Here is a 22,705-nt window from a genome sequence, read left to right on the forward strand (position 1 = left end):
GGCGGCGATTGATGTTTTGCGTGGGGATGGATGACGAATTCAGCACAGTTTGTCGCGCTCGACAGCGCCTGGCGCATGGCGCAATCTGCGCGTTGTAAAAGTATGAAAAGGGCAGTGATAGTCATGTTGCACAGCGCGTTTGCGAGGCTTTTCCAAGGCAGTCGACCCCACAGCATCGAACAGCTATTGAGCGGTGTAGAGCAGTTGCTGCCGATGCTCGACGTATTGCCCAACGCCGCGATTTTTATCAAGGACATCGACGCCCGCTACGTGCTCGCCAACCGCACTCTGGTGCAGCGCTGCGGCCTGCGGCAGTTGCAACCGCTGCTGGGCAAGACCAGCGCCGAGGTATTTCCTGCCCAACTGGGGCCGGGTTATACCGAACAAGACCGGCGTGTACTCGAGCAAGGGCTGGTGCTTGAAGACCAGCTTGAACTGCACCTCTACGGGACCCGCGAGCCCGGCTGGTGCCTCACGCATAAATGGCCGCTATACAACCATCTCGGCGCGATCATCGGCCTGGCCGGGATCTCGGTCGACCTGCAATCGGCCAGCGAAACCCACCCGGCCTATCAACGCCTGGCGGCAGTGGACGAACACATCCGCAACCACTTCAACCGCCGTGTGACCCTTGGTGAGTTGACCCGTATCGCCGGCATATCCGTGGCGCAGTTGGAACGCTACTGCAAGCGCGTCTTCCACCTCACGCCGCGGCAAATGATCCAGAAAGTGCGCCTGGAACATGCCCGGCGGCTGTTGCATACCGACCTGCCGATTACCGAGGTGGCGCTGCAATGCGGTTACACCGACCACAGCGCGTTTACCCGGCAGTTCAAGGCATTGACCGGGTTCACCCCCAGGCAGTATCGACAAGCAACACCAGGAGGGCGGACACACGAAAGTCCAATGTGGGAGGGGGCTTGCTCCCGATAGCGGTGTGTCAGTCACACAAGAATCGACTGAAGCACCGCTATCGGGAGCAAGCCCCCTCCCACATTTTTGGATGGCTGCCTGCCTTGGCTCCATTTCAATGCAACGAATGGCGCGCCCGCCCCTCCTATGCTTACGAGTAACCTTTTGACCACCACAGGTATCGAGCTTATGACTGCGGCGAACAACGACCATGTGAACTGGCTGGTGCAGCAATCCATGCTGCATTCGGCGCGACAGCGGGCCAAACTGTATTCCGGACAGGGTCGTTTGTGGCAGCAGCCGTACGCACATACACGTCCGCGTGACGCTTCAGCCTTGTCATCGGTGTGGTTCACCGCGTACCCGGTGTCGATCGTCACCCGCGAAGACGGCACGGTGCTTGAGGCGTTGGGGGATGAAAGCCTGTGGCATGCGCTGTCAAAAATTGGTATCCAGGGCATTCATAACGGCCCGCTGAAGAAGTCCGGTGGCCTGTCTGGCACCGAGCACACGCCGACCATCGACGGAAATTTCGACCGTATCAGCTTCGATATCGACCCACAGCTGGGCACCGAGGCGCAGTTGCAGGCATTGACGCGCATGGCCGCCGCGCACAATGCGGTGATTATCGACGACGTGATCCCATCCCACACCGGCAAGGGAGCCGATTTTCGCCTGGCGGAGATGGCCTACGAGGACTACCCCGGGCTTTACCACATGGTGGAAATCCGCGAGGAAGACTGGCCGTTGCTGCCTGACGTGGCCGAGGGCCGTGATGCGCAGAACCTCAGCCCGGCGCAGGTGGACGCGCTGCGTGACAAACACTACATCGTCGGCCAGTTGCAACGGGTGATTTTCTTCGAACCCGGGGTGAAGGAAACCGACTGGAGTGCCACACCTGTGGTGCTCGGCGTGGATGGCAAGCCGAGGCGCTGGGTGTACCTGCATTACTTCAAGGAAGGCCAACCGTCGCTGAACTGGCTGGACCCGTCGTTCGCCGCGCAGCAGATGATCATCGGCGATGCGTTGCACGCCATCGATGTGATGGGCGCCAAGATCTTGCGCCTGGACGCCAACGGTTTTCTCGGGGTGGAGCGCAAGCTCGACGGCACGGCCTGGTCGGAAAGCCATCCGCTGTCGATCACCGGCAACCAATTGCTCGGCGGGGCGATCCGCAAGGCTGGCGGGTTCAGCTTCCAGGAACTCAACCTGACCGTGGACGACATCGCTTCCATGTCCCACGGCGGCGCCGACCTGTCCTATGACTTCATCACCCGGCCGGCCTACCAGCATGCGTTGTTGATGGGCGACACCGAATTCTTGCGCCTGATGCTGCGCCAGATGCACAACCTTGGCATTGATCCGGGGTCACTGATCCACGCCTTGCAGAACCATGACGAACTGACCCTGGAGCTGGTGCATTTCTGGACGCTGCACGCCCATGACACGTTCATGTTCCAGGGCCAGACCTTTCCCGGCAACATCCTGCGCGAGCACATCCGCGAGCAGATGTACGAACGCCTGACCGGCGAGCATGCGCCGTATAACCTCAAGTTCGTCACCAATGGCGTGTCCTGCACCACTGCGAGCATCATCACCGCTGCCCTGGGGATTCGCGACCTCGAAGCGATCACCCCGGCCGATATCCAGCAGATCCGCCAGATCCATCTGCTGCTGGTGATGTACAACGCCATGCAGCCCGGCGTGTTTGCATTATCCGGCTGGGACCTGGTGGGCGCGCTGCCGCTGGCGGCCGAAGAGGTTGCGCACTTGATGGCCGATGGCGATACCCGCTGGATCCATCGCGGCGCCTATGACCTGGTCGATCTCAACCCCGATGCCGAGCTGTCGGCCGGGCAGATGCCACGCTCGAAAAGTCTGTATGGCAGCCTGAACAGCCAGTTGGAAGACCCGGAGTCATTTGCCTCGCAACTGCAAAAAATCCTCGCCGTGCGCCGCGCCTACGACATTGCCGCCAGTCGCCAGATACTGGTGCCCGACGTGGAAAACCCCGCGTTGTTGATCATGGTCCACGAGTTGCCGGCCGGTAAGGGCACGCAGATCACTGCGCTGAACTTCGGTGCGACGCCGATCACCGAAACCTTGCACTTGCCCGATATCGCGGCGGGGATGGTGGTGGACATTATCAATGAACGGGTGGAGGGCGACCTGAGCGCCGAGGGTGATTTCACTATCACGCTGGATGCCTATGAAGGCTTGGCGTTGCGGGTGGTGAGCAGCTCGCCGATATAACACGGGGCGGGTGTTGACAAGCCGGGTTGAAAGGAATTCAACGCCTTTGAGCCCGGCTTGTTTGCAATCAGAACAGCATCAGACGATCAATGATGCTTATTCTTGTGCTTATGCTTGTTGCCTTTGTGCTTCGCGCCGCCTGAACGATGATTGCTCTCGTCATCGGCCAGGTTATTACCCAGCGCACCACCTGCGGCGCCACCTACACCCGCGCCGATGGTAGAACCGGTGCTGCCACCCAAGCGGTTGCCGATCAGCGAGCCGCCGGCAGAGCCGACCCCGCCGCCAATCGCCGCTTCGGTTTTATTGCCCTTTTGCGCGCCAACCGCGCCACCCGCTGCGCCGCCCACGCCTGCACCGATGGCCGCGCCGGTCGATCCGCCGAGCTGTTGGCCTACCACATTGCCCAACGCGCCGCCGACACCGCCGCCCAGCGCGGCAGTGCCATCTCCGGCGGCCAGGGCCCCCTGGGAAATCAGGATGCCCAATGCCAGGGCAGGGAATGTCATTTTCATTTTTTTTTACCTCAAGGGCTGTCTCAGGCGCTCACGGTTTAAAGCACGCCCGGCATTCAGATTAGAGCACATGCGGTATCACTGCGGTTTTTGCGATAGTCATTGACGCAAGAAAAAAATTTCTTGTGGCCCTCTTGAATTCCGTTTCCGCGTCCATAAATTTTTCATCACGCGATGCCGAATTCGGGTCGCGTACTAAATCACTTGGAGAAACTCAGGAGATTTTAAAATGGCTACTACCCTTTCGTTGGCCCCACTGTTCCGTCAATCGGTGGGCTTTGATCGCTTCAATGACCTGTTCGAGTCAGCGCTGCGTAGCGAGGCTCCGAATTCCTATCCGCCTCATAACGTGGAAAAGCACGGTGACGACGCCTACCGCATTGTCATCGCCGTCGCTGGCCTGACCGAGGAGGACCTGGATATCCAGGTCGAAAGGGGCGTCTTGACGGTTTCCGGCGGAAAACGCGAAACCGACGATAAGGTCGCTTACCTGCACCAGGGCATTGCCCAACGTGCCTTCCGGTTGTCGTTCCGCTTGGCGGACCACATCGAAGTGCGTGGCGCAGCCCTGACCAACGGGTTGCTGAGCATTGACCTGCTGCGCGAGGTGCCTGAAGAGGCCAAGCCAAAACGCATCACGATTGGCGGCGAGGCCAAGCCTGAACTGCGTCAGGTAAGTGTGCAGTAAAGCAAACGGCGGTAAAAGGCGCTCTACGGAGCGCCTTTTTTATGCGCGTCAGATCTCGGTCTTGGTTGCGAACAACTTCCTGGCCTCGGCAAAACACTTCTCGGCAATGGCCGAGCGTGGTTCGGTCTTGCGCATCACCATGCCCAGGGGCGCGAGGACGCTGGCGTCCGGCAGGTTGATGAACGCCAGGTTCTCGATCGGGCTTTCCAGGCCGCTGTCCAGAGGCATGATCGCGCAGCAGAAGCCTTCGTGGATGGCCTGGAACAGTTGGTACGTCGAATCGCTTTCAAGGATGGGCTGCGGATCGAGGCCGCGGCTGCGGAAGCTCAGGTCGATGGACTTGCGGTAGTGCATGCCATTACTGATCATCCCCAGGGGCAATTCGGCAGCGTCTTCCCAGCTCATTTCCGTGCCGTCGAAATGGAAATGACGGGTGTCATACAGCAGGCCGACGCGGGTCTCGCCCAGTTCGAAAAAATCCAGGTAGTTGGCGTTCACATGGTCCAGGTAGCACACGCCCAGGTCGAGCTGGTTGGTGCCCAAGGCTTCGATGATTTTGTCCGAGCTCATGGAGGTCAGGCTGAACTTGAGCTCCGGAAAGGTGTGGGACAAGCCCTGGATGTAGCTGATCGGGTTGAATGCGCTAAGCGGCACCAGGCCCAGTCGCAGGTTACCGACCAGTTGGCCACGGCACGCGGCGGCCTCGGCAAACAAGCCATCGTGGGCGGCAAGCAGGGTCCGGGCCCAGGCCAGCACGCGCTCACCGGCCTGGGTGAAGCCTTCGAAGCGTTGGCCGCGGGTGACCAGTTCCAGGCCCAGCTCATCTTCCAGGTTGCGCAGGCGCATCGACAGGGTCGGCTGGGTGATATGGCAGCGTGCGGCAGCCTGGCCGAAGTGCCGGGTCTGCTCCAGCGCGATCAGGAATTTAAGTTGCTTTATGTCCATAAGGCACCTGCCTGGGAATAAGTGAAAAGCCGTAAAGGCACGAGGCGCTGGAACCCCGCGTAACCCGGCGAATGAATGAACAGACGATCTCATTGTAACGGCAGGCTCGTCCAAGTATTGACGCAGTGATTGATTCGCTCGATAACCTGTTCAGCCGTAACGGAGTTCAAGTGCAGTAACGACGTCTCTACCTCGCTGGAGATCCAAATGTGGGTGGGGCTTGCCCTAATGCCAGTCAATTAAGCGTACATCGCCCTCTGTAGGAGCGAGCTTGCTCGCGAGATACGTCAACGATAACGCGTGCTTCCTGAATGAACGCGGTGCCTGTGGGTTTTCGCGAGCGGGCTCGCTCCTACAAAAGCCTTAACTGGCTGGCATTAGGGCTACCCCCGATGGCGGTGAGTCAGTCAAAGGTGCATTTGCTGACACAGCCTCGTCAAGGGCACGTCCCTCCCACTTTTAATCCGTGCCCAACCGCTAAATCAAAAGTGTCCAGCGCTCCTGCGTCAGGCGCCCACACAAGGAAAATCGCACCAGCTAGCCGCCGGTCATGCTCATGAAACGCACCACCTGCACGTCGTCATTTAGCTCGAAGTTGTGTCGATAAGGCTTGATCTTCATCGACTCGAGGATGGCGTGCTCCAGCCGTTGCGGTTCACCCGGGTAACGGCGCAGCACCTCCTTGAGGTCGACCGAATGCTCGTTGCCCAGGCACAGCAGCAAGCGGCCTTCCACGGTCAATCGCACGCGGTTGCAGGTGCCGCAGAAGTTGTGGCTGTGGGGGGAAATAAAGCCCAGGCGGATATGCGGCGCTTCGGCCAGGCGCCAGTAGCGTGACGGGCCCTGGGTCGATTCGGCGGAGTCGATCAGGGTGTAGCGTTCGGCGATGCGCTCGCGCACTTGCGCACTGGAGTAGAACGCCTCGGCACGGCTGTGTTCGCTGATCTCGCCCAGGGGCATTTCCTCGATAAAGCTGATATCCACGCCGCGTTCGATGGCGAACGCCACCAGGTCGTTGATCTCGTGATCATTGCGGCCTTTCATCACCACGCAATTGAGTTTGGTGTGTTGAAAACCCGCAGCATTCGCGGCGTCGATACCGGCGATGACTTTGGCCAGGTCGCCGGTGCGCGTCAGTTCGCGAAAGCGTTTTGGGTCCAGGCTGTCGAGGCTGATATTCAGGCGCTTGAGGCCGGCGTCGAACAAGGGGATGGCGAACTTGCCCAACTGCGAGCCGTTAGTGGTCATGCACAGCTCGCGCAGACCGGGGAGGGCGGCGATGCGCTGGCACAGATCAACCACCCCTGGGCGAATCAGGGGCTCGCCGCCGGTCAGGCGGATTTTGCGCGTGCCCAGGGCGACGAAGCTTTCAGCCAACTGATAAAGCTCCTCCAACGTGAGGATGCGTTGGCGCGGCAGGAATTGCATGTCTTCGGCCATGCAATACACACAACGGAAATCGCAGCGGTCGGTCACCGACATTCTGAGGTAGTCGACCCGGCGAGAATATCGATCCATCAGGATTTTATCGCTCATTAAAACCTCCGGCGGCGACCCAGTGAGTGGTCATGGCAGTGTTTTGGAGGCCTTGATAGGTATAAAAGCCTTGTTTGGCTGCAGGCTAAAGTTGTTTTTGAGGGGCGTCTAATCACTATCGCCAACCGGCTGATCGATGAAATCTATGGCGGTTTAATCTAGGTGGGTCGAGTTTTTAATCCGCTGAAAAATAATGACGAAGCGGCTCATCTGTACAGCTGTTCGTTGGAGGGCAGGTTGCATGCATTCAGTTTTGCCAATGTTCGGGATCGCAGCGTTGCAGTCGCATTTTGTTACTAACCAATGGCCTAAAAATACCGGGCTGTAGTGGCAAACCGGGACAAAACCCCGGTTTGCCACTCAATTTTCATAAAAATGTAACAACCCTGCTGCACAGTTCGGGAGCCCGTCACCACAACGAGTTCCTTTTAATGAAAAGCTTGATGAAGTCTGCAGCACTGGCCGTTACGGTTTCTCTTTGTGCCTCCTCCATGACCTTTGCCGCCGAGAGCGTGCGCCTGACCGGTTCCGGCGCCAGCTTCCCTGCACCGATCTATCTCACCTGGTTCAAGGATTTCAGCAAGAAGACCGCTGGCGTCACCGTGGATTATCAATCCAAGGGCAGCGGCGCCGGTGTGCAGGACTTCCTGAACAAAACCGTCGATTTCGCCGCTAGTGACTCGGCCATGAAAGACGAAGACATCGCCAAGGTTGCTGAAGGCGTGCAGTTGCTGCCGATGACTGCGGGTGAAATCGTGCTGGCGTATAACCTGCCGGGCAATCCCAAGGGCCTCAAGCTGCCACGCGACGTTTACTCGAATATCTTTTTGGGCAAGATCACCAAGTGGAATGACCCACAGATCGTGGCCGCCAACCCGGACCTGAAGCTGACCGATACGCCGATCACCGTGGTGGTACGTGCGGACTCCAGCGGCACCACGGCGGTCTTCACCAAGCACCTGGCGACCATCAATCCTGAGTTCAAGCAGGCGCTGGGGGAGGGCAACACCGTTAACTGGCCGGCCAGCGACAAGTTCATCAAATCGCCCAAGAACGACGGCGTGACCGCCACCGTACGCCAGACGCCGGGCGCTATCGGCTACATCGAATACGGCTTCGCCAAGCTGGCCAAGGTTGACTTTGCCCAGTTGCAAAACAAGGCCGGCCAGTATGTGGTGCCGAACGCCGAAAGCGGTGCCGAGGCCCTGGCCGCGGTGAAGATGCCGGAAAGCCTGGTGGCCTGGTTGCCGGATCCGGACGGTGCCAAGTCCTACCCGATCACTTCCTACACCTGGATGATCTTCCGCAAGGACAACGGTAACCCGGCCAAGGCCAAGGCCATGCGCGAAATGGTCGAATACAGCCTGACCGAAGGGCAGAAAATCGCCGATTCGATGGGTTATATCCCGCTGCCGCAATCGGTGGTCGATCAGGTGCGCAAAGCCTCCGCCAACATCCAGTAACACCCGTGCGGCCGCTCCCGGTGTGTGCTGCCAGCCATGCCGGGAGCGTTTCCCCCTTTGTTCCGGAATTGACCAATGATCAAACCTTTCGTCGTACCGGTTAACCCGGCCTCTGCCTGCCAACCACCCTCGGCAAAGGATTTCCTGGTTGACCGCACCTTCCGTGCGCTTGCGAAAATCGGTGTGGTGCTGATTCTGGCATTGGTCGTCGCCTTGGTTTTCGAGGTGGGACGCAAGGCCCTTCCAGGCATGGAGAAGCACGGGTTCGACGTGCTGTTTGGCAGTGTCTGGGACGTTAACCAAGGCAAGTACGGCATTCTTCCGGCCATTTGGGGCACGCTCTACAGCGCCCTGATTGCGCTGCTGATTGCAGGCGCCTTCGGCGTCAGCATGGCGATTTTCCTGACCCAGGATTTCCTGCCGGCGAAGCTGGCCGCGGTATTTCGTACCATCGTCGAATTGCTCGCGGCCATCCCCAGCGTGGTGTATGGCCTGTGGGGCATCTACGTGGTGATTCCGGCGATCCGGCCCCTGACCACCTGGTTGAACAGCGAGCTGGGTTGGATACCATTTTTCGGCACCTCGTTGAGCGGGCCTGGGCTGCTGCCGGCGGCGCTGGTATTGGCGATCATGATCCTACCGACGATTGCCGCCGTGTCCCAGGACGCGCTGACCAGCGTGCCGATGAAAACCAAACAGGCCGCCTATGGTATGGGCACCACCCACTGGGAAGCGATTCTCAAGGTGATGGTGCCATCCGCCGCCACCGGTATCTTCGGTTCCCTGGTACTCGGTCTGGGCCGCGCACTGGGCGAAACCATGGCGCTGGCGATGTTGGTGGGCAACGCCAACAACATTTCACTTTCGCTGTTCGCGCCGGCCAATACCCTGGCCGCCTTGTTGGCACTGAACTTCCCCGAAGCCGGGCCCAACGAGATCGAGGTGTTGATGTACGCCGCCCTTGTGCTGATGTTCATCACGCTGCTGGTGAACGTTATCGGCTCCATGATCATGCTCTACGCCCAGCGGGGTACTAAACAATGACTAACCTCACGTCCCCTATAACCGCGGTGCCGAGCCTGCAACGCAAATTCGAAGGGCGTGCACTACGTAGCCTGGTGTTGACTACGCTGGTGTGGTTTGGCGCGCTGCTCGCCAGTGTGCCGCTGATTTCCGTGCTCTACATGCTGATCACCCGTGGCGGCGCACGCTTGAGCCTGGAGGTGTTCACCGAACTGCCGCCCACCGGCTTCGAGACCGGCGGCGGTTTCGGCAACGCGATGGCCGGTACCTTTGTGATGGTCGGCATCGCTGCCGCCATCGCGGTGCCGGTCGGCATCCTGGCCGCGATCTTCCTGGCTGAATTGGGGCCGGACAGCAAACTGGCGAACACCGCACGCTTTGCCGCCAAGATGCTCACGGGCCTGCCGTCGATCCTGGCCGGGGTGTTTGCCTATGCGCTGGTGGTGATGACTACCGGCACCTATTCGGCACCCGCAGGTGGTGTGGCATTGGCGGTATTGATGCTGCCGATCGTTGTGCTGACCGCTGAAGAGTCGATGCGCATGGTGCCCAAGGTCATGAAGGACGCCGCCTACGGCATGGGCTGCACCCGTTCCCAGGTGATCTGGAAAATCATCTTGCCCACCGGCCTGCCGGCGATCCTCACCGGCGTGATGCTCGCCGTGGCCCGTGCTGCGGGCGAAACCGCGCCGCTGTTGTTTACCGCGCTGTTCAGCAACTACTGGATCTTCCACGACGGCGACCTGTCGGTGATGAACCCGACCGCCTCCCTTGCGGTGCTGATCTACAACTTCTCCGGCATGCCCTTCGACAACCAACTCGAGCTCGCCTGGGCGGCCTCGTTGGTGTTGGTGATGATCGTGCTGGTCGTCAATATCGTCAGCCGTATCTTCGGCAAGCCCAAGTATTAAGAACGGGAGCATCTGAATTTGAACGTATCAACTGCGCAAGTAGCCGCTCCGTTTGTCACCCAGTCGCCTGTGGTCATGGACTGCAAGCTGGACAGGATCTTCTACGGCAACTTCATGGCGGTGCGTGACAGCCATGTGCCGATTGAAAAAAACAAGATCACCGGCTTCATCGGCCCGTCGGGCTGCGGCAAAAGTACCGTGCTGCGCAGCCTCAACCGCATGAACGATTTGGTGAAGGGCTTTCGTTTCGAAGGCCATGTGCATTTCCTCGGCCAAGACGTGTATGGCAAGGGCGTCGATCCGGTGGTGGTACGCCGCTACATCGGCATGGTGTTCCAGCAGCCCAACCCGTTTTCCATGAGCATCTTCGACAACGTTGCGTTCGGCCTGCGTCTGAACCGCTACAAGGGCGACCTGGGCGATCGCGTCAAGCACGCCTTGCAGGGTGCGGCGCTGTGGGACGAGGTCAAGGACAAGCTCAAGGTCAGCGGCCTGTCGCTTTCCGGCGGTCAGCAGCAACGTTTGTGTATTGCCCGTGCGATCGCCACCGAGCCGGAAGTGCTGCTGCTCGATGAGCCTTGCTCGGCACTCGACCCGATTGCGACCCGCCGGGTCGAAGAGCTGATGGTGGAGTTGAAGAAGGACTACACCATCGCCCTGGTGACCCATAACATGCAGCAGGCTATCCGCGTGGCGGACACCACGGCGTTTTTCTCGGTGGATATTTCCCAGGGCACGCGCACTGGCTACCTGGTGGAGATGGGCCCGACCACCCAGGTGTTCGGCAACCCACGGGAAAAAATGACCGAGGATTACATCAGCGGTAAGTTCAGCTGAGCCATCCATGTTCGATAAAGGCGGTACCTGTGCCAACGTCTTCCCGGGAATATCAATGCCTGTAACCCATCGTCTTGATTTGTCAGCGATTGAACGCGCCCTGCGTAAAGTGCAGGGCCGCTTTGCCGAGCTCAGCACGCAATTTACCGAGCCGCGTGACCCCTTGACCGACGAAGTGCTGCTCAATGTACTTGAGGGTTACGCGCTGATTGACGACTATGTGGCCCGGGGTGTCGACCTGTTTGATCTTCATCATCTGGACTTGATGCTGGAGATCAATGCCACGGTCCTGTGCGGTCGAGACCCGGCGCGTCGGGTGGAATACTCCCAGCACCTGGCCGCGACCGAGGAGCACTTCTTCAACAACGTTGAAGGCGGCATCAAGGACTTGTTCAATTGGTATTGCGCGTATCGCAGTGAGTCCGTCTGGAAGCGTGCGGCGGGTGTCTATGTACGTATCCTCAGCAAGCCGCAGTTGTTTATCGAAGGTAACAACCGCAGCGGCTCGCTGATCGTCAGCTACCTGCTGATGCGCGCCGGTTTGCCTCCGTTCGTGCTGACACTGGAAAATGCCGAGGGCTACTTCAACCCGTCCTCGGTGATCCGCAACTCGGCCAAGCATGGCGTCAAGGCGTTGTATGAATTGCCCAAGATCAAGAAAAAATACGCGGCTTTCCTGGAGGAACAGGCTCCTGATCCAAAGGCGTTTTTCTTGAGCGACACACCGCAGCCCATCCATGGGGAAGGCCAATGATGCGTTGGTATCCAACACTCGCGGGCAAATGCCGAACCTCCGCCCGCCGAGTCGTACAAGCCCTGTCCACGCGCGCGTTCACGCGCCCGCGCATACGCATCTCGTTTGATATAGACGACACCCTGGCCTGCCAGCTCCATCACTCCGCCGTGGAGAGCAGCTGGCTACCAGCCTGCGCCCATCGCTGGTGGGGCGAGCCGCTGCGTATCGGCACCCGTTCCCTGACCCGCGAGCTGCGGCGCCAGGGTTGCAGCATCTGGGTCTATACCTCGTCGGGTCGGGCACCTTCCTATATCAGGCGTTGGTTGATGCTGTACGGCATCCGCGTTGACGGGGTGGTGAACAGCACCCTGCATAACGACGCCCTCAGTGCGCACGGGCTGGCCAATACTCCGTCGAAGTTCCCGCCGGCTTTCGATATTGATTTGCACGTGGATGACTCCGAGGGCGTGCGCATTGAAGGTCACGATCATGGCTTTCGTGTGGTCGTGGTTGACCCGCAGGATGAGCAGTGGGCGCAGAGAGTGCTCGATGCGGTGGCGGGGGTTCAGGCGCAATTGGTCAGGCAGCAAATGCCTCGATATCACCAGCCGGCACGTCAAGGCGCTGAGGTTTTTTCTTCCTGAGGTCAAACGGGTGTCACGCAAAAAACGCTTGAATGCCCGTGGCCGATGATGAGTGTGCAGATGAAAAAGTCATACTTTTCAGCGTTATTCGCCGAGTGTTAGAGATCAAACAAACTTGCACGCTTAATTGACGCCATCAAAATGACATCCTATGATCGCCCTTCATTGGTGGCTTAAGGCCACATAGAGGGATCTAGAGAATGTGGCGTTTACTGCGTCGGACCGGGTTCAGCCTGCTGTCCGCTTTTTTTGTCTGGGAATCGTTGGCCTGAATTGCTCAAGCAGATGCTTGCGAAGATGCAGTCCAGAGTCGGTTTCCTCGAAGAAGAAAATGCGCTGTTGCGTCAGCGCCTGGTCGGACGCAAGTCCGAACAGGCGGTTGATCCGGCAACGCCGCAGTTGGCCCTATTCAATGAGGCGGAAAGCGTCGTCGAGCCCATTGATGAAGCGGCAGAAGAAGAGGCTGTTGCGCCGACCCAGCGGCGTGGCAAACGCAAAGTGCTGCCGGCCGATCTCCCCCGCATCGAAGTCATCCACGAACTGCCCGAACATGAACTGACCTGTGCCTGCGACTGCCGCAAACACGCCATCGGCGAGGTGCTCAGCGAGCAGCTTGAAATCGTGCCGATGCAAATCCGCGTGATCAAACACGTCCGTAAGGTCTACGATTGCCGTGCCTGTGAAACGGCTCCGGTACTGCGGACAAGCCCGCTCAGTTGATTGAAAAAAAGTATGGACAGCCCAAGATCGGGAGCCCAGCAGCCAGTCCTGGATATGGGTGCAAACCGGCGGCCGACCCGATAAACCAGTGTTCCTTTTCGACTACTCTACCAGCCGGGCTCAGGAGGTGCCGACGCGCCTGCTTGATGGCTATCGCGGCTACGTGATGACCGATGATTACGTCGGTTGCAACGCGCTGGGCGCGCAGGAGAGCGGTACGTCGAGGAAGGCTATGCCATCGACAACAACCCTGCCGAAAGAGCCATCAAGCCCTTCGTGATCGGAAGAAAGAACTGGTTGTTCAGTGACACGTCCAAAGGCGCGACGGCTAGTGCCCAACTTTACAGCTTGGTCGAGACCGCCAAAACCAACGGCCAAGACCCCTATTCGTGGCTGCGCCACGCACTTGAGCGCCTGCCTACGGCTTCTTCGGTTGAGGATTACGAAGCTTTACTGCCCTGGAACTGCTCGCCGGGTATCGCGTAGTTAAACGCGCTATCCATCTTGCTGGCTGGCAGGATTTACGGTGAGCTTTAAAGAATACGAGCGGAGCAACGATCATGGAATACGACGATAAACTGATTGAAGAAGCCGTGCTTGCCCTGTTGGCAACCAAGGGTACGTACTTTCAGCCGCGGCGCTCGCGGCAATTTCACGTAGAGTTTCAGTTTTAACGTGCTCCAGTCATGCTTATTATATTTAAAGCTTCTGAATAATGCGTACATATAACAAAATACACCAAGAAACTGTCATATTTAACAGTAGCTATCAAATAAAACCACAGTTATAAATCTACACACGCATGCGCGCAACATGCTTTTCTCTGATACTTCTAAAACAGGTGGCGTGATGAGCACACAACAAAAAATCGATGATATCGTAAAAAATCACGATATCGTTCTATTCATGAAGGGTACAGCACAGTTTCCTCAATGTGGTTTTAGCGCAGCAGCCATTAAAATATTAAATGACTGCGCTGTCGGTGTGATAAAAACAGTTAACGTTCTTGAAGATGCCGAGCTGCGACAGGGGATAAAGGAGTATTCTGGTTGGCCTTCTATTCCGCAGCTTTATGTTAAGGGAGAGTTCGTTGGCGGGAGCGACATCATGATAGATATGTATGGAACCGGAGAGTTACAACAAATGCTAGGCGCTTAAACAAAGTATTGTCGCCAGCGCTAAGATTTTCTTAATAAGGCAAACTGAAAAAAGGCAGGGCATGGCTAAGCCAGTGCTTGCTAGAGCAGCAGAAACTGGCTTAACGCCTAATACCTAATTGCTTCGCCCCGTTTATATCGAAAAAAAGAAAATGCACGAAAAAGTGGGGAGGATTTAAATGGCACTTGCCTAGCGGCTAACTCGCTGAAGTGCCTACAAAAAATGACTGAAAAAGGTGTCAGATTTATATGAATGTGTTTTGAAGAATAAATTCGTGCTCTTTTTGCAGGCTGATATGGCCTCATTTGTGTTGGCGTCATCAGCCTGTCTTGTGGTGGGCGATAGCCTCGTATCTATTGCAGTGCAGCATGTCACACAAATTAGTCGGTCACTTCTTACATACCAAGCAGAGTGGAACTGCAATAGTGCTGCGACCTGATTTATCAATGAGCTGATTACAAATGCCTATCTCTCTGTCGGATCGTTTTCGTGGCTGTCTGCTGGGCCTGGCCTGCGGTGACGCCGTAGGAACCACGGTTGAGTTTATGCCGCGTGGTTCATTTGAGGCTGTTACTGGCATGATCGGCGCAGGCCCTTTTAATCTGCAGCCTGGTCAATGGACTGACGACACCTCCATGGCGCTCTGTCTGGCTGAGAGCCTGCTGCACAAAGGTGGTTTTGACGCTGGCGATCAGATGGCCCGTTACTTGAAATGGTGGACGTCGGGGTACTTGAGCTCTACGGGGGACTGTTTTGATATTGGCCTGACGGTGCGTCAGGCACTGGCCGACTTTCAACGCAGCGGCGATCCTTATGCCGGTTCCACGGATCGCTACTCAGCGGGCAACGGTTCAATCATGCGGCTCGCCCCTGTCGTGCTCTTCTACTTCCCTGATAGCAGTCGAATCCAGACCTTTTCAGCCGATAGCTCTCGTACGACACACGCCGCTCTAGAAGCGGTTGAGTGTTGTCTGGTACTTTCGAGGGTGCTTACCAGCGCGCTACGTGGTGATGCCAAAGCGCAGGTGTTTCAGGTGGAATGCTCCGGCTTGACCGAGCCAAAAGTGATAGCCATTGCCCAAGGGCACTATCGAGAAAAGGCCTGCGTTGACATTGTCGGCTCAGGTTATGCAGTCGCTTCGCTGGAAGCGGCACTGTGGTGCTTGCACCAGACGGATAGCTTTGCCGAGGCCGTGCTGATGGCTGCGAACCTGGGAGACGATGCGGACACTACCGCAGCAATCGTTGGGCAGGTGGCCGGCGCCTATTATGGTGTGCAAGGTATTCCCGAGGATTGGCTGGGCAAGGTGTGGATGCGTGAGCATATCCAGAGTACGGCCGATGCCTTAATGCAGATGGGTGACGATCACTAACGCGCCCCGCAAAAGCGCAGGGCGAGTTTGATGCTATTGGCCGAGTTTCTTACGCACATCTGTAACCATCGGGCCAACGGCTTTTACCGCATCCTTGAGCTGTTGCTCAGTCACGCCAAACTCCTTCGTCCAATACTTCAACTCCCAAGCTTCTGAAGTGTTCACTCGAGCACGGTCTTGAGGGCCACGGTTTTTCAGATCGTCAGACATAGTCCACTCCTGCGGGTTGGCCTGGAGATGTTCAGGCGTCTTTCGGTAGAGCATTTGAAAGCGCGGGTAGTTCGGTTGAGATTTAAGGAGGGAGCTGGATATGACAAAACGCGGAGGAGAGGATTGCGGAGCAGAAAAGATAAGGGCCTGCCCAGGTTTCCCTGGCAAGCCCTTGATATCTATGGTGCCCGAACCCGGAATCGAACCGGGACGCCCTTACGAGCGGGGGATTTTAAGTCCCATGCGTCTACCAGTTTCGCCATTCGGGCGGTAGCGCGGTGTAGCAGGGTTGGGAATATATAGATCCTGTCGCTTCGGCGCAACCTCGAAACACGCATTCGTGCACGAAGGTATGCATGAAAAAGCGTGGCAGATCAGTCATCTACATGTCTGCCGAGTTAAGTTCTGATCAATTTATGCGGCACAGGAACGAGCCTCATAAATGACAGTCATAGCGATATGCCATCCCGGCAAATTGCGAAGGAATCAGTTGATGCTCAGTGTCCGTAAGCATTCTTGGATGATGGCTTTTGGTGTAGCGGGGCTGCTGGGTTCGGCCATGGCCAGCCCGACGCAGGCGGCGAGTGCGGTGCGTTGGGGAGAGTTCAGTGCATCGTCGACAGATAGATTGACGGGCGCCTCGATAGAGGCTGGCAATACCTATGTGCTGAAATCGTCGAGTATTTCCATTGGCGATATCGAGACGTTGCAAGCGGCGCAAAAGCGTAGCGAGAGCGAGCTGCAAAGTCTGAAAACCAAAGTGGATGGTCAGGATCGGGCATTTGACGAGTTCAAGCGTAAGGACGGGTCGAGTTCAAGCAGCAGTGACAGTCAGCTGTCGAGTCTCAAGCGCACGGTGGATGAGCAGAAAAATACGATAGACCGGCAGAAAGGCGAGATCGACGGCCTTAAACGCAGCCTGGATGATCTGAAACGCAGCGTTGAGACGTTGAGCAACAAGGTGAAGTGACCTGGCCGTGCGACACGCGGTCAGTCACGGCGCCGAATGCGGGTGTAAGGTTGGAGCTGTAACGCCAGAAAATCTCAGGAAAGCGAGGTGACTATGAGCGCTTCAATGTTGAAAAAACTGCAACTCAATGGCTATGACATCGTGCAGGTCAACTTCGGGCCGTGGCGGGTGTGCACTCACAACGACAGGTTGGCGTCCTTCAATTCCCGCGAGCAGGCGCTGGCGTATGCTGCGGCGCTGCCGGGGTACAGGGCCCGTGCGAGGCGGGTGCCGGGGCAAGCCGTACCTCGCCCTCTGTAGGAGCGAGCTTGCTCGCGAAAAAACGTCAAGATAACGCGTGCTTCCTGAATGAGCGCAGTGTCTGTGAGTGTTTCGCGAGCAGGCTCGCTCCTACAAAAAGCCTTGACTGATCGGCATTAGCGCAAGCCTACACCGCGCTCAATCAATCAGCGCCAGCAGGTCGGTAGTACCCACGTCCACCCCCGCCTGGGTCAGCAGTGTTGTCACCTGGCCCCGGTGGTGGGTCTGGTGGTTGAAGAAATGCACCAGCAGCCCGAAGAAGGGTTTCTCGGCGGCCACACCGCGCATGTTGTGGTAGCGCAGATGCTGGTCCAGATGGGACTCTTGCAGGCTGTAGGCCCAATCGATGATCAGTTGGTCCAGCCAGGCGCGATGGGCCGAGAGTTCACTTAGATCGGCAAAGGCCAGTTGTTTGAGGTCGGCGGGGGTAGCGATGGCACTCAACGGCGCCAGTGCCGAAAAGTCAGCCGGGTGCTCGGCAAAGCGCTTGAGCCAGACCGTGTCGCCCAGCATCAGGTGGTTCAAGGTGCCGAGGATCGAGCCGAAGAACGCCTGCCGGTCCAGGATTAATTGCGCGTCGGTCAACGTGCCGGCGGCGTCATAGACCTTGCGGTTCATCCACTGGTTGTAGTTGGCCATCAGCGCGATCTGCTCGATGCGGTTCACCGATACTTTCTCCCTTGGCGGTGTAGTGGCGCCATCATAAAGCTTGCCCGCCCGGCGGTCATGGTGTTCCATCGCAGGCGGACTATGTTTGATAAACGCCACTTTTGCGCCCGGGGAGGGCGACACCATGAATACCAGCGATCTGTTGGAACAACTGTTGCGTGCAGGGCAGCAAGGCGGCGGCGCTTCGGGCGGCGGTCTGGGCGGGTTGCTCGGTGGTTTATTGAAGGGCACCAGTGCCGGTGGTGCTGCAGCTGGCGGTGGCTTGGGTGGCTTGCTGGGTGGCCTGGGTGGCTTGTTGGGCGGTGCACCGGCCGGCGGCGGCACTCAGGCGCGTAAAAGCGGCGGGATGAATTACGCGGCGCTGGCGTCCCTGGGGATGGCGGCTTTCCAGGCCTATCAAGCCTGGCAACGCCAGCAGGCCACAGCCCCACAGCAGGCTATCCAGACCGTTGACCAGCTTGAAGGGGCGCAAGCCGAAGCCCATAGCCATGGCGTATTACGTGCGCTGATCGCGGCGGCCAAGGCCGATGGGGCTATCGATGCGCAAGAGCAGCAGATGATCTCTGCAGAGATCGGCCGCCATACCGACGACCCCCAGTTGCAGCAGTGGCTCGACGCCGAAGTCGCCAAGCCTCTGGATGCCTCGGATTTTGCCGAGTATGCCCATGACCCGGCGCTCGCCGCGGAGATTTACCTGGCCAGCGTGATGCTGGTCAATGATCAGCAGGACGCCGAGCGCAATTACCTCGACGATCTGGCCGGGCAGCTGCAAATCGATCCGCAGTTGCAGCTGCACCTGGAACAGCAGGCAAAAGCCTAGAACCTCAGCGTCGCCCCAGTGGTCAGCCACTGGGCGCGTTCCCCAATCAGGCTGCGCCCGACCACCACGTCCACATCGAACAGTTTGAAGATGTGGAATCGCGGCCCGGCCTGCCACGCTTGCTCACCGCCTGCCTGGCCGTAGCGTTCGGCGATCAGGGTCAGTCCCTCCGCCAACTGATATTCGAACCCCGTGCCCCAGGTCAGGCGATGCTGTTGATCACCGTCGTTATAGGCGTGGCTCCAGCCAACGTTCAGGTTCAGGCGCAATGGCGCCAGAGGCTGCCAGGTCAACGGGACATTCAAATCGGCCCCGTCAAACCCGTGCTGGCGATCCAGGGCCATATGCGCCCCGGCGGCAATCGCCAGCTCAAGCCCCACGTCTTCCCGTGACAACACCTGCGCCTTTACCTGCGGGCTGATCTGCGTCTCGCCTTTGCCTGCGGTGGTAGCGCGAGACAACACGGCGCCCCATTGCACGGTGGGCATGGCGCTGAACGTACACGCCGGCGACAGAGTGGTGTTATGGGTGCTGCCCGCGTGTCGATTGGCGCTGTACCAGGCATCGACATTGCATTCTCCCGGGGCATTGACGGCGCCGTCATCGACCACATAAGCACCGCCGGCGGCATGGGCCTTGGAAAACAGAGCGATGAGCAACACCGCGCCCAGGCTCACGCCGATAAAAATCAGGTTGCGCTGCAATGCACGGCGCTTGGCCGGTGGCAACAACAGCAAGGTGTGGCGGGCACCGCGATAGTGGCGGGCACGGTATTTGGCAAAGCCGTCCTGCCGCTTTGGGGTGTGTTGTTTGTGCATGATGCACCTCGTTTGAATTCAGCTTTCTACAGTCAGCACCGAAATGCCGCGGGCTTTGGCCTGGCACACCAGCTCCAAGGTGTCGTCGCCACCGGGCAGGGCGATGATCACGTCGGGGCGGCTGTCGGCCAGCATGAAGTGGTTGCGCTGGCGTTCCGCCTGTTTGCCGTGGCGTTGCCAATTGGGTGGGTAACGCACCACGTCGATGCCGATGTCCCGCGCCCATTCCTCAATCTCGCTGCCGAGGAACTGGTTGCCGCCGTGAATCAATACCTGCACCGGGCGCAGGCGGTGGTAGGCGTCCAGCACATGGCGGGACTTCTTGGTGTCGGCGTAATGACGACCTGCACAGATCAAGACGCGCATAGGGAGCATCCTTGTATTGCACGGTGACGGCCGGGCGACCGCCACCGTTTGAACGGCGGGGTGATCAGTACCACTGCTTGAAGCGGCGGATGTAGATCGTCTTCATCAGTTGGGCCACGCAGCAGTACGCCAGCAGGGTGCCCACCAGCCATGGGAAATACGCCATCGGCAGCGGTTGCAGGCCTACCAGGGTGCCCAGTGGCGAGAACGGCACATAGATACCCAGGGCGATGACGATGCAGGTCATCATCAGCACCGGCCAGGCAGCCGTGCTCTGGAAGAACGGGATCTTGCGGGTGCGCAGCATGTGCACCACCAGGGTTTGTGAGAGCAGCCCCTCGATAAACCAGCCGGACTGGAACAGGGTCTGCATTTCCACACTGTTGGCCGCGAACACGTACCACATCAGCGCGAAGGTGGTGATGTCGAAGATCGAGGAGGTAGGCCCGATCCAGATCATGAAGCGGCCGATGTTTTTCGCATCCCACTTGCGCGGCTTGGCCAGGTATTCCTTGTCCATCTTGTCCCACGGCAGGGCCAGCTGGGAGATGTCGTACATCAGGTTTTGCAGCAGCAGGTGGATCGCCAGCATCGGCATGAACGGAATGAACGCACTGGCTACCAGCACCGAGAACACATTGCCGAAGTTGGAGCTGGCAGTCATGTTCAGGTACTTCATGATATTGCCGAAGGTCTCGCGGCCTTTGAGTACGCCTTCTTCCAGCACCATCAGGCTCTTTTCCAGCAGGATGATGTCGGCTGATTCCTTGGCGATATCCGTACCGCTGTCCACCGAGATACCCACGTCGGCATCCCGCAGCGCCGGCGCATCGTTGATACCGTCGCCGAGGAAACCGACGGTGTGGCCGTTGGCTTGCAGCGCCTTGAGTACCCGCGATTTCTGTAGCGGCGTCAGCTTGGCAAATACCGTACGCTCCTCCACGCGGCGCAGCAGGGTGGCGTCGTCCATCGCTTCGATTTCCACGCCCAGCAGCGGCTGGCCCGGCTCCAGGCCGACCTGGCGGCAGATCTTGCTGGTGACCACGGCGTTGTCGCCGGTCAACACCTTGATCGCCACGCCAATTTGTTGCAGCGCAGCAATCGCCGGGCCTGCGGTTTCCTTCGGTGGGTCCAGGAAGGTCAGGAAGCCCTGGATCACCAGGTTGCGTTCATCGGTGGTGGTGTACTGCTGGCGTGCCAATGCCTTGGGAATATTACGAGTCGCCACCACCAGCACGCGAAAACCGTCTTCGTTGTAGTCATTAGCCAGTGCCAGCAGCTCCTGACGGCGGCGATCATCCAGGGGTACGGCGGTGCCGCCTTCCAGGGTGTGGGTGGAAATGCTCAGCATCTCCTCCACGGCGCCCTTGCACACCAATAGATGATCACCGGCAGCGTCCTTGACCACGATGGATAGGCGGCGGCGGACAAAGTCGAACGGCAATTCATCGACCTTGCTGTAGGCAAATGGCACCTGGAACTTGGGGTTTTGTTGCGCAAACTGCACCACGGCCTGGTCCATCAGGTTCTTCATGCCGCTCTGGTGAAAGCTGTTCAGCCAGGCCAGGGACAACACTGCATCATCGCGCCGGCCGAAGGCGTTGACGTGATGCTCGAGAATGATCTTGTCCTGGGTCAGGGTGCCGGTCTTGTCGGTGCACAGCACGTCCATCGAGCCGAAATTCTGGATCGCATTGAGGCGCTTGACCACCACTTTGCGCTTAGCCATGGCCGTGGCGCCCTTGGCCAGGTTGGCGCTGACGATCATCGGCAGCATTTCCGGAGTGAGGCCGACGGCCACCGCCAGGGCAAACAGGAAGGCATCGCCCCAGTCACCCTTGGAGAAGCCATTGAGGAAGAACACAATGGGCACCATCACCAGCATGAAGCGGATCAGCAACCAACTGACGCTGTTCACTCCACGGTCGAAGGCGGTTTGCACCCGCGAGCCGACAATCGCCTTGGCCAGGGAGCCAAAATACGTGCGCGGCCCGGTGGCGACCACTACAGCCTTGGCGCGGCCGCTGACCACGTTCGTACCCATGAAGCAGATGTTCGGCAGGTCCAGCAGATTGCCCTGATCGGCGGCCAGGCTGGAGGCGGATTTTTGCGTGACATCGCCGAGGGTGTCGTACTTCTCCACCGGCAAGGCTTCACCGGTCAGGACGGCCTGGCTGATAAACAAGTCGCGGGATTCGATCAGGCGGATGTCGGCAGGGATCATGTCACCGGCCGACAGCTGCACGATATCGCCGGCCACCAACTCGCGCATCGGCACCTCGCGCAGGGTAGGTTGGGCACCGACCTGCTCGCGGCGTAGCACGGTGGCCGTGGTGCGCACCATGGCCTTGAGCGCCTCGGCGGATTTGGCCGAACGGTGCTCCTGCCAGAAGCGCAGCAGGCTGCTGAGCAGCACCATGGTCATGATAATGATGACCTTGGTCGGGTCGGCCTCTTCGCCTGCCTGCATCGGCAGCCAGCAGTCGGTGACAAAGCTGATGCCGCCCAGGGTGAGCAGTACGTAGATGAAAGGGTTGTTCAGCGCCTGCAGGAACTGGACCATGGCGTGTGGCGGCTTGTCGTGGGCGACTTCGTTGTAGCCTTCGCGTTGCAGACGCGCCGAGGCGTCCAGTTCGGTCAGGCCGTCCTGGGTGGCACGTACGTTGGCGAGGGTAGCCGCCAAGCCGTTCTGGGCTTCACGGGCGGCGCGCATCGACAGTTTGGTGTCGGTAGCGGTGCCATTTTTCTTGTGCAGAGGCAGGTTTTTTACGGCGCTCATTGTCTGTGCTCCTGTCGCCAATTCTCGACAAAACATACCCGGTACTTACCTGCATAGAG

At 58.6% G+C, this 22,705-nt stretch carries 22 protein-coding genes, 1 tRNA gene and 1 pseudogene; 15 read left to right on the forward strand and 9 right to left on the reverse strand.

The window, feature by feature from the left end; all coding sequences use genetic code 11:
• The first annotated feature begins 123 nt into the window (after positions 1-123).
• Together BLU48_RS09895 and treS are read left to right on the forward strand one after the other, a co-directional pair.
• Positions 124-933: an AraC family transcriptional regulator gene (locus BLU48_RS09895; RefSeq protein WP_057023963.1), complete on the forward strand. Its 810-nt coding sequence runs from the start codon at positions 124-126 to the stop codon at positions 931-933.
• A gap of 168 nt (positions 934-1,101) precedes the next feature.
• The gene (gene treS / locus BLU48_RS09900; RefSeq protein ID WP_057023962.1) at positions 1,102-3,165 is read left to right on the forward strand and encodes a maltose alpha-D-glucosyltransferase; all 2,064 of its coding nucleotides are present in this window, start codon (positions 1,102-1,104) and stop codon (positions 3,163-3,165) included.
• Positions 3,166-3,251: 86 nt separating this feature from the next.
• Here the strand turns inward: treS and BLU48_RS09905 are convergent, their stop codons facing one another.
• Entirely contained in the window at positions 3,252-3,680 is a 429-nt protein-coding gene (locus BLU48_RS09905) for a glycine zipper domain-containing protein (RefSeq protein WP_057023961.1), read from the reverse strand.
• 229 nt (positions 3,681-3,909) lie between these two features.
• Here BLU48_RS09905 and BLU48_RS09910 point away from each other — a divergent pair, with 229 nt between their 5' ends.
• Positions 3,910-4,368, forward strand: coding sequence for an Hsp20 family protein (locus BLU48_RS09910; protein WP_046068267.1), 459 nt, complete (start codon positions 3,910-3,912; stop codon positions 4,366-4,368).
• 48 nt (positions 4,369-4,416) lie between these two features.
• Here the strand turns inward: BLU48_RS09910 and BLU48_RS09915 are convergent, their stop codons facing one another.
• Positions 4,417-5,313, reverse strand: a complete 897-nt coding sequence (locus BLU48_RS09915) for a LysR family transcriptional regulator (protein ID WP_057023960.1) — start codon at positions 5,311-5,313, stop codon at positions 4,417-4,419.
• Positions 5,314-5,850: 537 nt separating this feature from the next.
• Positions 5,851-6,849, reverse strand: a complete 999-nt coding sequence (gene moaA / locus BLU48_RS09920; RefSeq protein WP_057023959.1) for a GTP 3',8-cyclase MoaA — start codon at positions 6,847-6,849, stop codon at positions 5,851-5,853.
• A gap of 431 nt (positions 6,850-7,280) precedes the next feature.
• On the opposite strand from moaA, the gene pstS reads away from it, so the two are divergent.
• The 9 genes and pseudogenes from pstS (at position 7,281) to BLU48_RS09965 (ending at position 15,714) form a co-directional block, all read left to right on the forward strand.
• Positions 7,281-8,312, forward strand: coding sequence for a phosphate ABC transporter substrate-binding protein PstS (pstS, locus tag BLU48_RS09925; protein WP_057023958.1), 1,032 nt, complete (start codon positions 7,281-7,283; stop codon positions 8,310-8,312).
• A 75-nt stretch (positions 8,313-8,387) separates the two neighbouring features.
• Positions 8,388-9,356: a phosphate ABC transporter permease subunit PstC gene (gene pstC / locus BLU48_RS09930; protein ID WP_057023957.1), complete on the forward strand. Its 969-nt coding sequence runs from the start codon at positions 8,388-8,390 to the stop codon at positions 9,354-9,356.
• A complete protein-coding gene (gene pstA / locus BLU48_RS09935) occupies positions 9,353-10,246 on the forward strand; it encodes a phosphate ABC transporter permease PstA (RefSeq protein WP_057023956.1) in 894 nt (297 codons plus the stop codon). The genes pstC and pstA overlap by 4 nt, the downstream gene beginning before the upstream one ends.
• A 75-nt stretch (positions 10,247-10,321) precedes the next feature.
• A complete protein-coding gene (gene pstB / locus BLU48_RS09940) occupies positions 10,322-11,083 on the forward strand; it encodes a phosphate ABC transporter ATP-binding protein PstB (RefSeq protein WP_043047778.1) in 762 nt (253 codons plus the stop codon).
• A gap of 55 nt (positions 11,084-11,138) precedes the next feature.
• Entirely contained in the window at positions 11,139-11,837 is a 699-nt protein-coding gene (locus tag BLU48_RS09945; RefSeq protein ID WP_057023955.1) for a hypothetical protein, read from the forward strand.
• The gene (locus BLU48_RS09950; RefSeq protein ID WP_057024100.1) at positions 11,837-12,463 is read left to right on the forward strand and encodes a hypothetical protein; all 627 of its coding nucleotides are present in this window, start codon (positions 11,837-11,839) and stop codon (positions 12,461-12,463) included. Before BLU48_RS09945 ends, BLU48_RS09950 begins: the two co-directional genes overlap by 1 nt.
• Positions 12,464-12,748: 285 nt before the next feature.
• Positions 12,749-13,669 (forward strand): annotated as a pseudogene (locus BLU48_RS32650) (IS66 family transposase).
• 327 nt (positions 13,670-13,996) lie between these two features.
• On the forward strand, positions 13,997-14,341 hold the full coding sequence (gene grxD, locus BLU48_RS09960; RefSeq protein WP_197678343.1) for a Grx4 family monothiol glutaredoxin: 345 nt from the start codon (positions 13,997-13,999) through the stop codon (positions 14,339-14,341).
• Positions 14,342-14,802: 461 nt separating this feature from the next.
• Positions 14,803-15,714 (forward strand): ADP-ribosylglycohydrolase family protein, encoded by a 912-nt coding sequence (locus BLU48_RS09965; RefSeq protein WP_057023953.1) that lies wholly within the window; start codon positions 14,803-14,805, stop codon positions 15,712-15,714.
• A gap of 33 nt (positions 15,715-15,747) precedes the next feature.
• Here the strand turns inward: BLU48_RS09965 and BLU48_RS09970 are convergent, their stop codons facing one another.
• Complete coding sequence (locus tag BLU48_RS09970) at positions 15,748-15,924, reverse strand: DUF3606 domain-containing protein (protein ID WP_082636681.1); 177 nt, start codon at positions 15,922-15,924, stop codon at positions 15,748-15,750.
• Between the two features lie 182 nt (positions 15,925-16,106).
• Positions 16,107-16,193 (reverse strand) — tRNA-Leu (locus BLU48_RS09975).
• 224 nt (positions 16,194-16,417) lie between these two features.
• On the opposite strand from BLU48_RS09975, the gene BLU48_RS09980 reads away from it, so the two are divergent.
• Positions 16,418-16,894, forward strand: a complete 477-nt coding sequence (locus tag BLU48_RS09980) for a hypothetical protein (protein WP_057023952.1) — start codon at positions 16,418-16,420, stop codon at positions 16,892-16,894.
• Between the two features lie 93 nt (positions 16,895-16,987).
• Positions 16,988-17,194 carry a hypothetical protein gene (locus BLU48_RS09985; protein WP_057023951.1) on the forward strand — a complete coding sequence of 69 codons (207 nt, stop codon included), beginning with the start codon at positions 16,988-16,990 and terminating at the stop codon, positions 17,192-17,194.
• 138 nt (positions 17,195-17,332) lie between these two features.
• Here BLU48_RS09985 and BLU48_RS09990 read toward each other — a convergent pair whose 3' ends face one another.
• Positions 17,333-17,860, reverse strand: coding sequence for a DinB family protein (locus tag BLU48_RS09990; protein WP_057023950.1), 528 nt, complete (start codon positions 17,858-17,860; stop codon positions 17,333-17,335).
• Positions 17,861-17,987: 127 nt separating this feature from the next.
• Between BLU48_RS09990 and BLU48_RS09995 the strand changes: the two genes are divergently transcribed.
• Positions 17,988-18,683, forward strand: coding sequence for a tellurite resistance TerB family protein (locus BLU48_RS09995; protein ID WP_046072468.1), 696 nt, complete (start codon positions 17,988-17,990; stop codon positions 18,681-18,683).
• Here BLU48_RS09995 and BLU48_RS10000 read toward each other — a convergent pair.
• The 3 genes from BLU48_RS10000 to mgtA form a co-directional block, all read right to left on the reverse strand.
• Complete coding sequence (locus BLU48_RS10000; RefSeq protein WP_057023949.1) at positions 18,680-19,501, reverse strand: hypothetical protein; 822 nt, start codon at positions 19,499-19,501, stop codon at positions 18,680-18,682. The genes BLU48_RS09995 and BLU48_RS10000 overlap by 4 nt on opposite strands.
• Before the next feature lie 18 nt (positions 19,502-19,519).
• Positions 19,520-19,867 (reverse strand): SLOG family protein, encoded by a 348-nt coding sequence (locus tag BLU48_RS10005; protein WP_057023948.1) that lies wholly within the window; start codon positions 19,865-19,867, stop codon positions 19,520-19,522.
• Between the two features lie 64 nt (positions 19,868-19,931).
• Entirely contained in the window at positions 19,932-22,646 is a 2,715-nt protein-coding gene (gene mgtA / locus BLU48_RS10010; protein ID WP_057023947.1) for a magnesium-translocating P-type ATPase, read from the reverse strand.
• Positions 22,647-22,705 lie beyond the last annotated feature (59 nt).

Origin of the sequence: Pseudomonas synxantha, from assembly GCF_900105675.1 — a bacterium.
GTDB lineage: Bacteria > Pseudomonadota > Gammaproteobacteria > Pseudomonadales > Pseudomonadaceae > Aquipseudomonas > Aquipseudomonas synxantha.

Coding starts and splice junctions, on each gene's coding strand:
- BLU48_RS09895 (WP_057023963.1), top strand. CDS start 124: ATGTTGCACAGCGCGTTTGCGAGGCTTTTCCAAGGCAGTCGACCCCAC.
- BLU48_RS09915 (WP_057023960.1), bottom strand. CDS start 5,313: ATGGACATAAAGCAACTTAAATTCCTGATCGCGCTGGAGCAGACCCGG.
- BLU48_RS09945 (WP_057023955.1), top strand. CDS start 11,139: ATGCCTGTAACCCATCGTCTTGATTTGTCAGCGATTGAACGCGCCCTG.
- pstC (WP_057023957.1), top strand. CDS start 8,388: ATGATCAAACCTTTCGTCGTACCGGTTAACCCGGCCTCTGCCTGCCAA.
- moaA (WP_057023959.1), bottom strand. CDS start 6,849: ATGAGCGATAAAATCCTGATGGATCGATATTCTCGCCGGGTCGACTAC.
- BLU48_RS09950 (WP_057024100.1), top strand. CDS start 11,837: ATGCGTTGGTATCCAACACTCGCGGGCAAATGCCGAACCTCCGCCCGC.
- BLU48_RS09995 (WP_046072468.1), top strand. CDS start 17,988: ATGAATACCAGCGATCTGTTGGAACAACTGTTGCGTGCAGGGCAGCAA.
- BLU48_RS09985 (WP_057023951.1), top strand. CDS start 16,988: ATGAGCGCTTCAATGTTGAAAAAACTGCAACTCAATGGCTATGACATC.
- mgtA (WP_057023947.1), bottom strand. CDS start 22,646: ATGAGCGCCGTAAAAAACCTGCCTCTGCACAAGAAAAATGGCACCGCT.
- pstB (WP_043047778.1), top strand. CDS start 10,322: ATGGACTGCAAGCTGGACAGGATCTTCTACGGCAACTTCATGGCGGTG.
- BLU48_RS09980 (WP_057023952.1), top strand. CDS start 16,418: ATGCTCAGTGTCCGTAAGCATTCTTGGATGATGGCTTTTGGTGTAGCG.
- treS (WP_057023962.1), top strand. CDS start 1,102: ATGACTGCGGCGAACAACGACCATGTGAACTGGCTGGTGCAGCAATCC.
- BLU48_RS10005 (WP_057023948.1), bottom strand. CDS start 19,867: ATGCGCGTCTTGATCTGTGCAGGTCGTCATTACGCCGACACCAAGAAG.
- BLU48_RS09910 (WP_046068267.1), top strand. CDS start 3,910: ATGGCTACTACCCTTTCGTTGGCCCCACTGTTCCGTCAATCGGTGGGC.
- BLU48_RS09905 (WP_057023961.1), bottom strand. CDS start 3,680: ATGAAAATGACATTCCCTGCCCTGGCATTGGGCATCCTGATTTCCCAG.
- grxD (WP_197678343.1), top strand. CDS start 13,997: ATGCTTTTCTCTGATACTTCTAAAACAGGTGGCGTGATGAGCACACAA.
- BLU48_RS09970 (WP_082636681.1), bottom strand. CDS start 15,924: ATGTCTGACGATCTGAAAAACCGTGGCCCTCAAGACCGTGCTCGAGTG.
- BLU48_RS09965 (WP_057023953.1), top strand. CDS start 14,803: ATGCCTATCTCTCTGTCGGATCGTTTTCGTGGCTGTCTGCTGGGCCTG.
- pstA (WP_057023956.1), top strand. CDS start 9,353: ATGACTAACCTCACGTCCCCTATAACCGCGGTGCCGAGCCTGCAACGC.
- pstS (WP_057023958.1), top strand. CDS start 7,281: ATGAAAAGCTTGATGAAGTCTGCAGCACTGGCCGTTACGGTTTCTCTT.
- BLU48_RS10000 (WP_057023949.1), bottom strand. CDS start 19,501: ATGCACAAACAACACACCCCAAAGCGGCAGGACGGCTTTGCCAAATAC.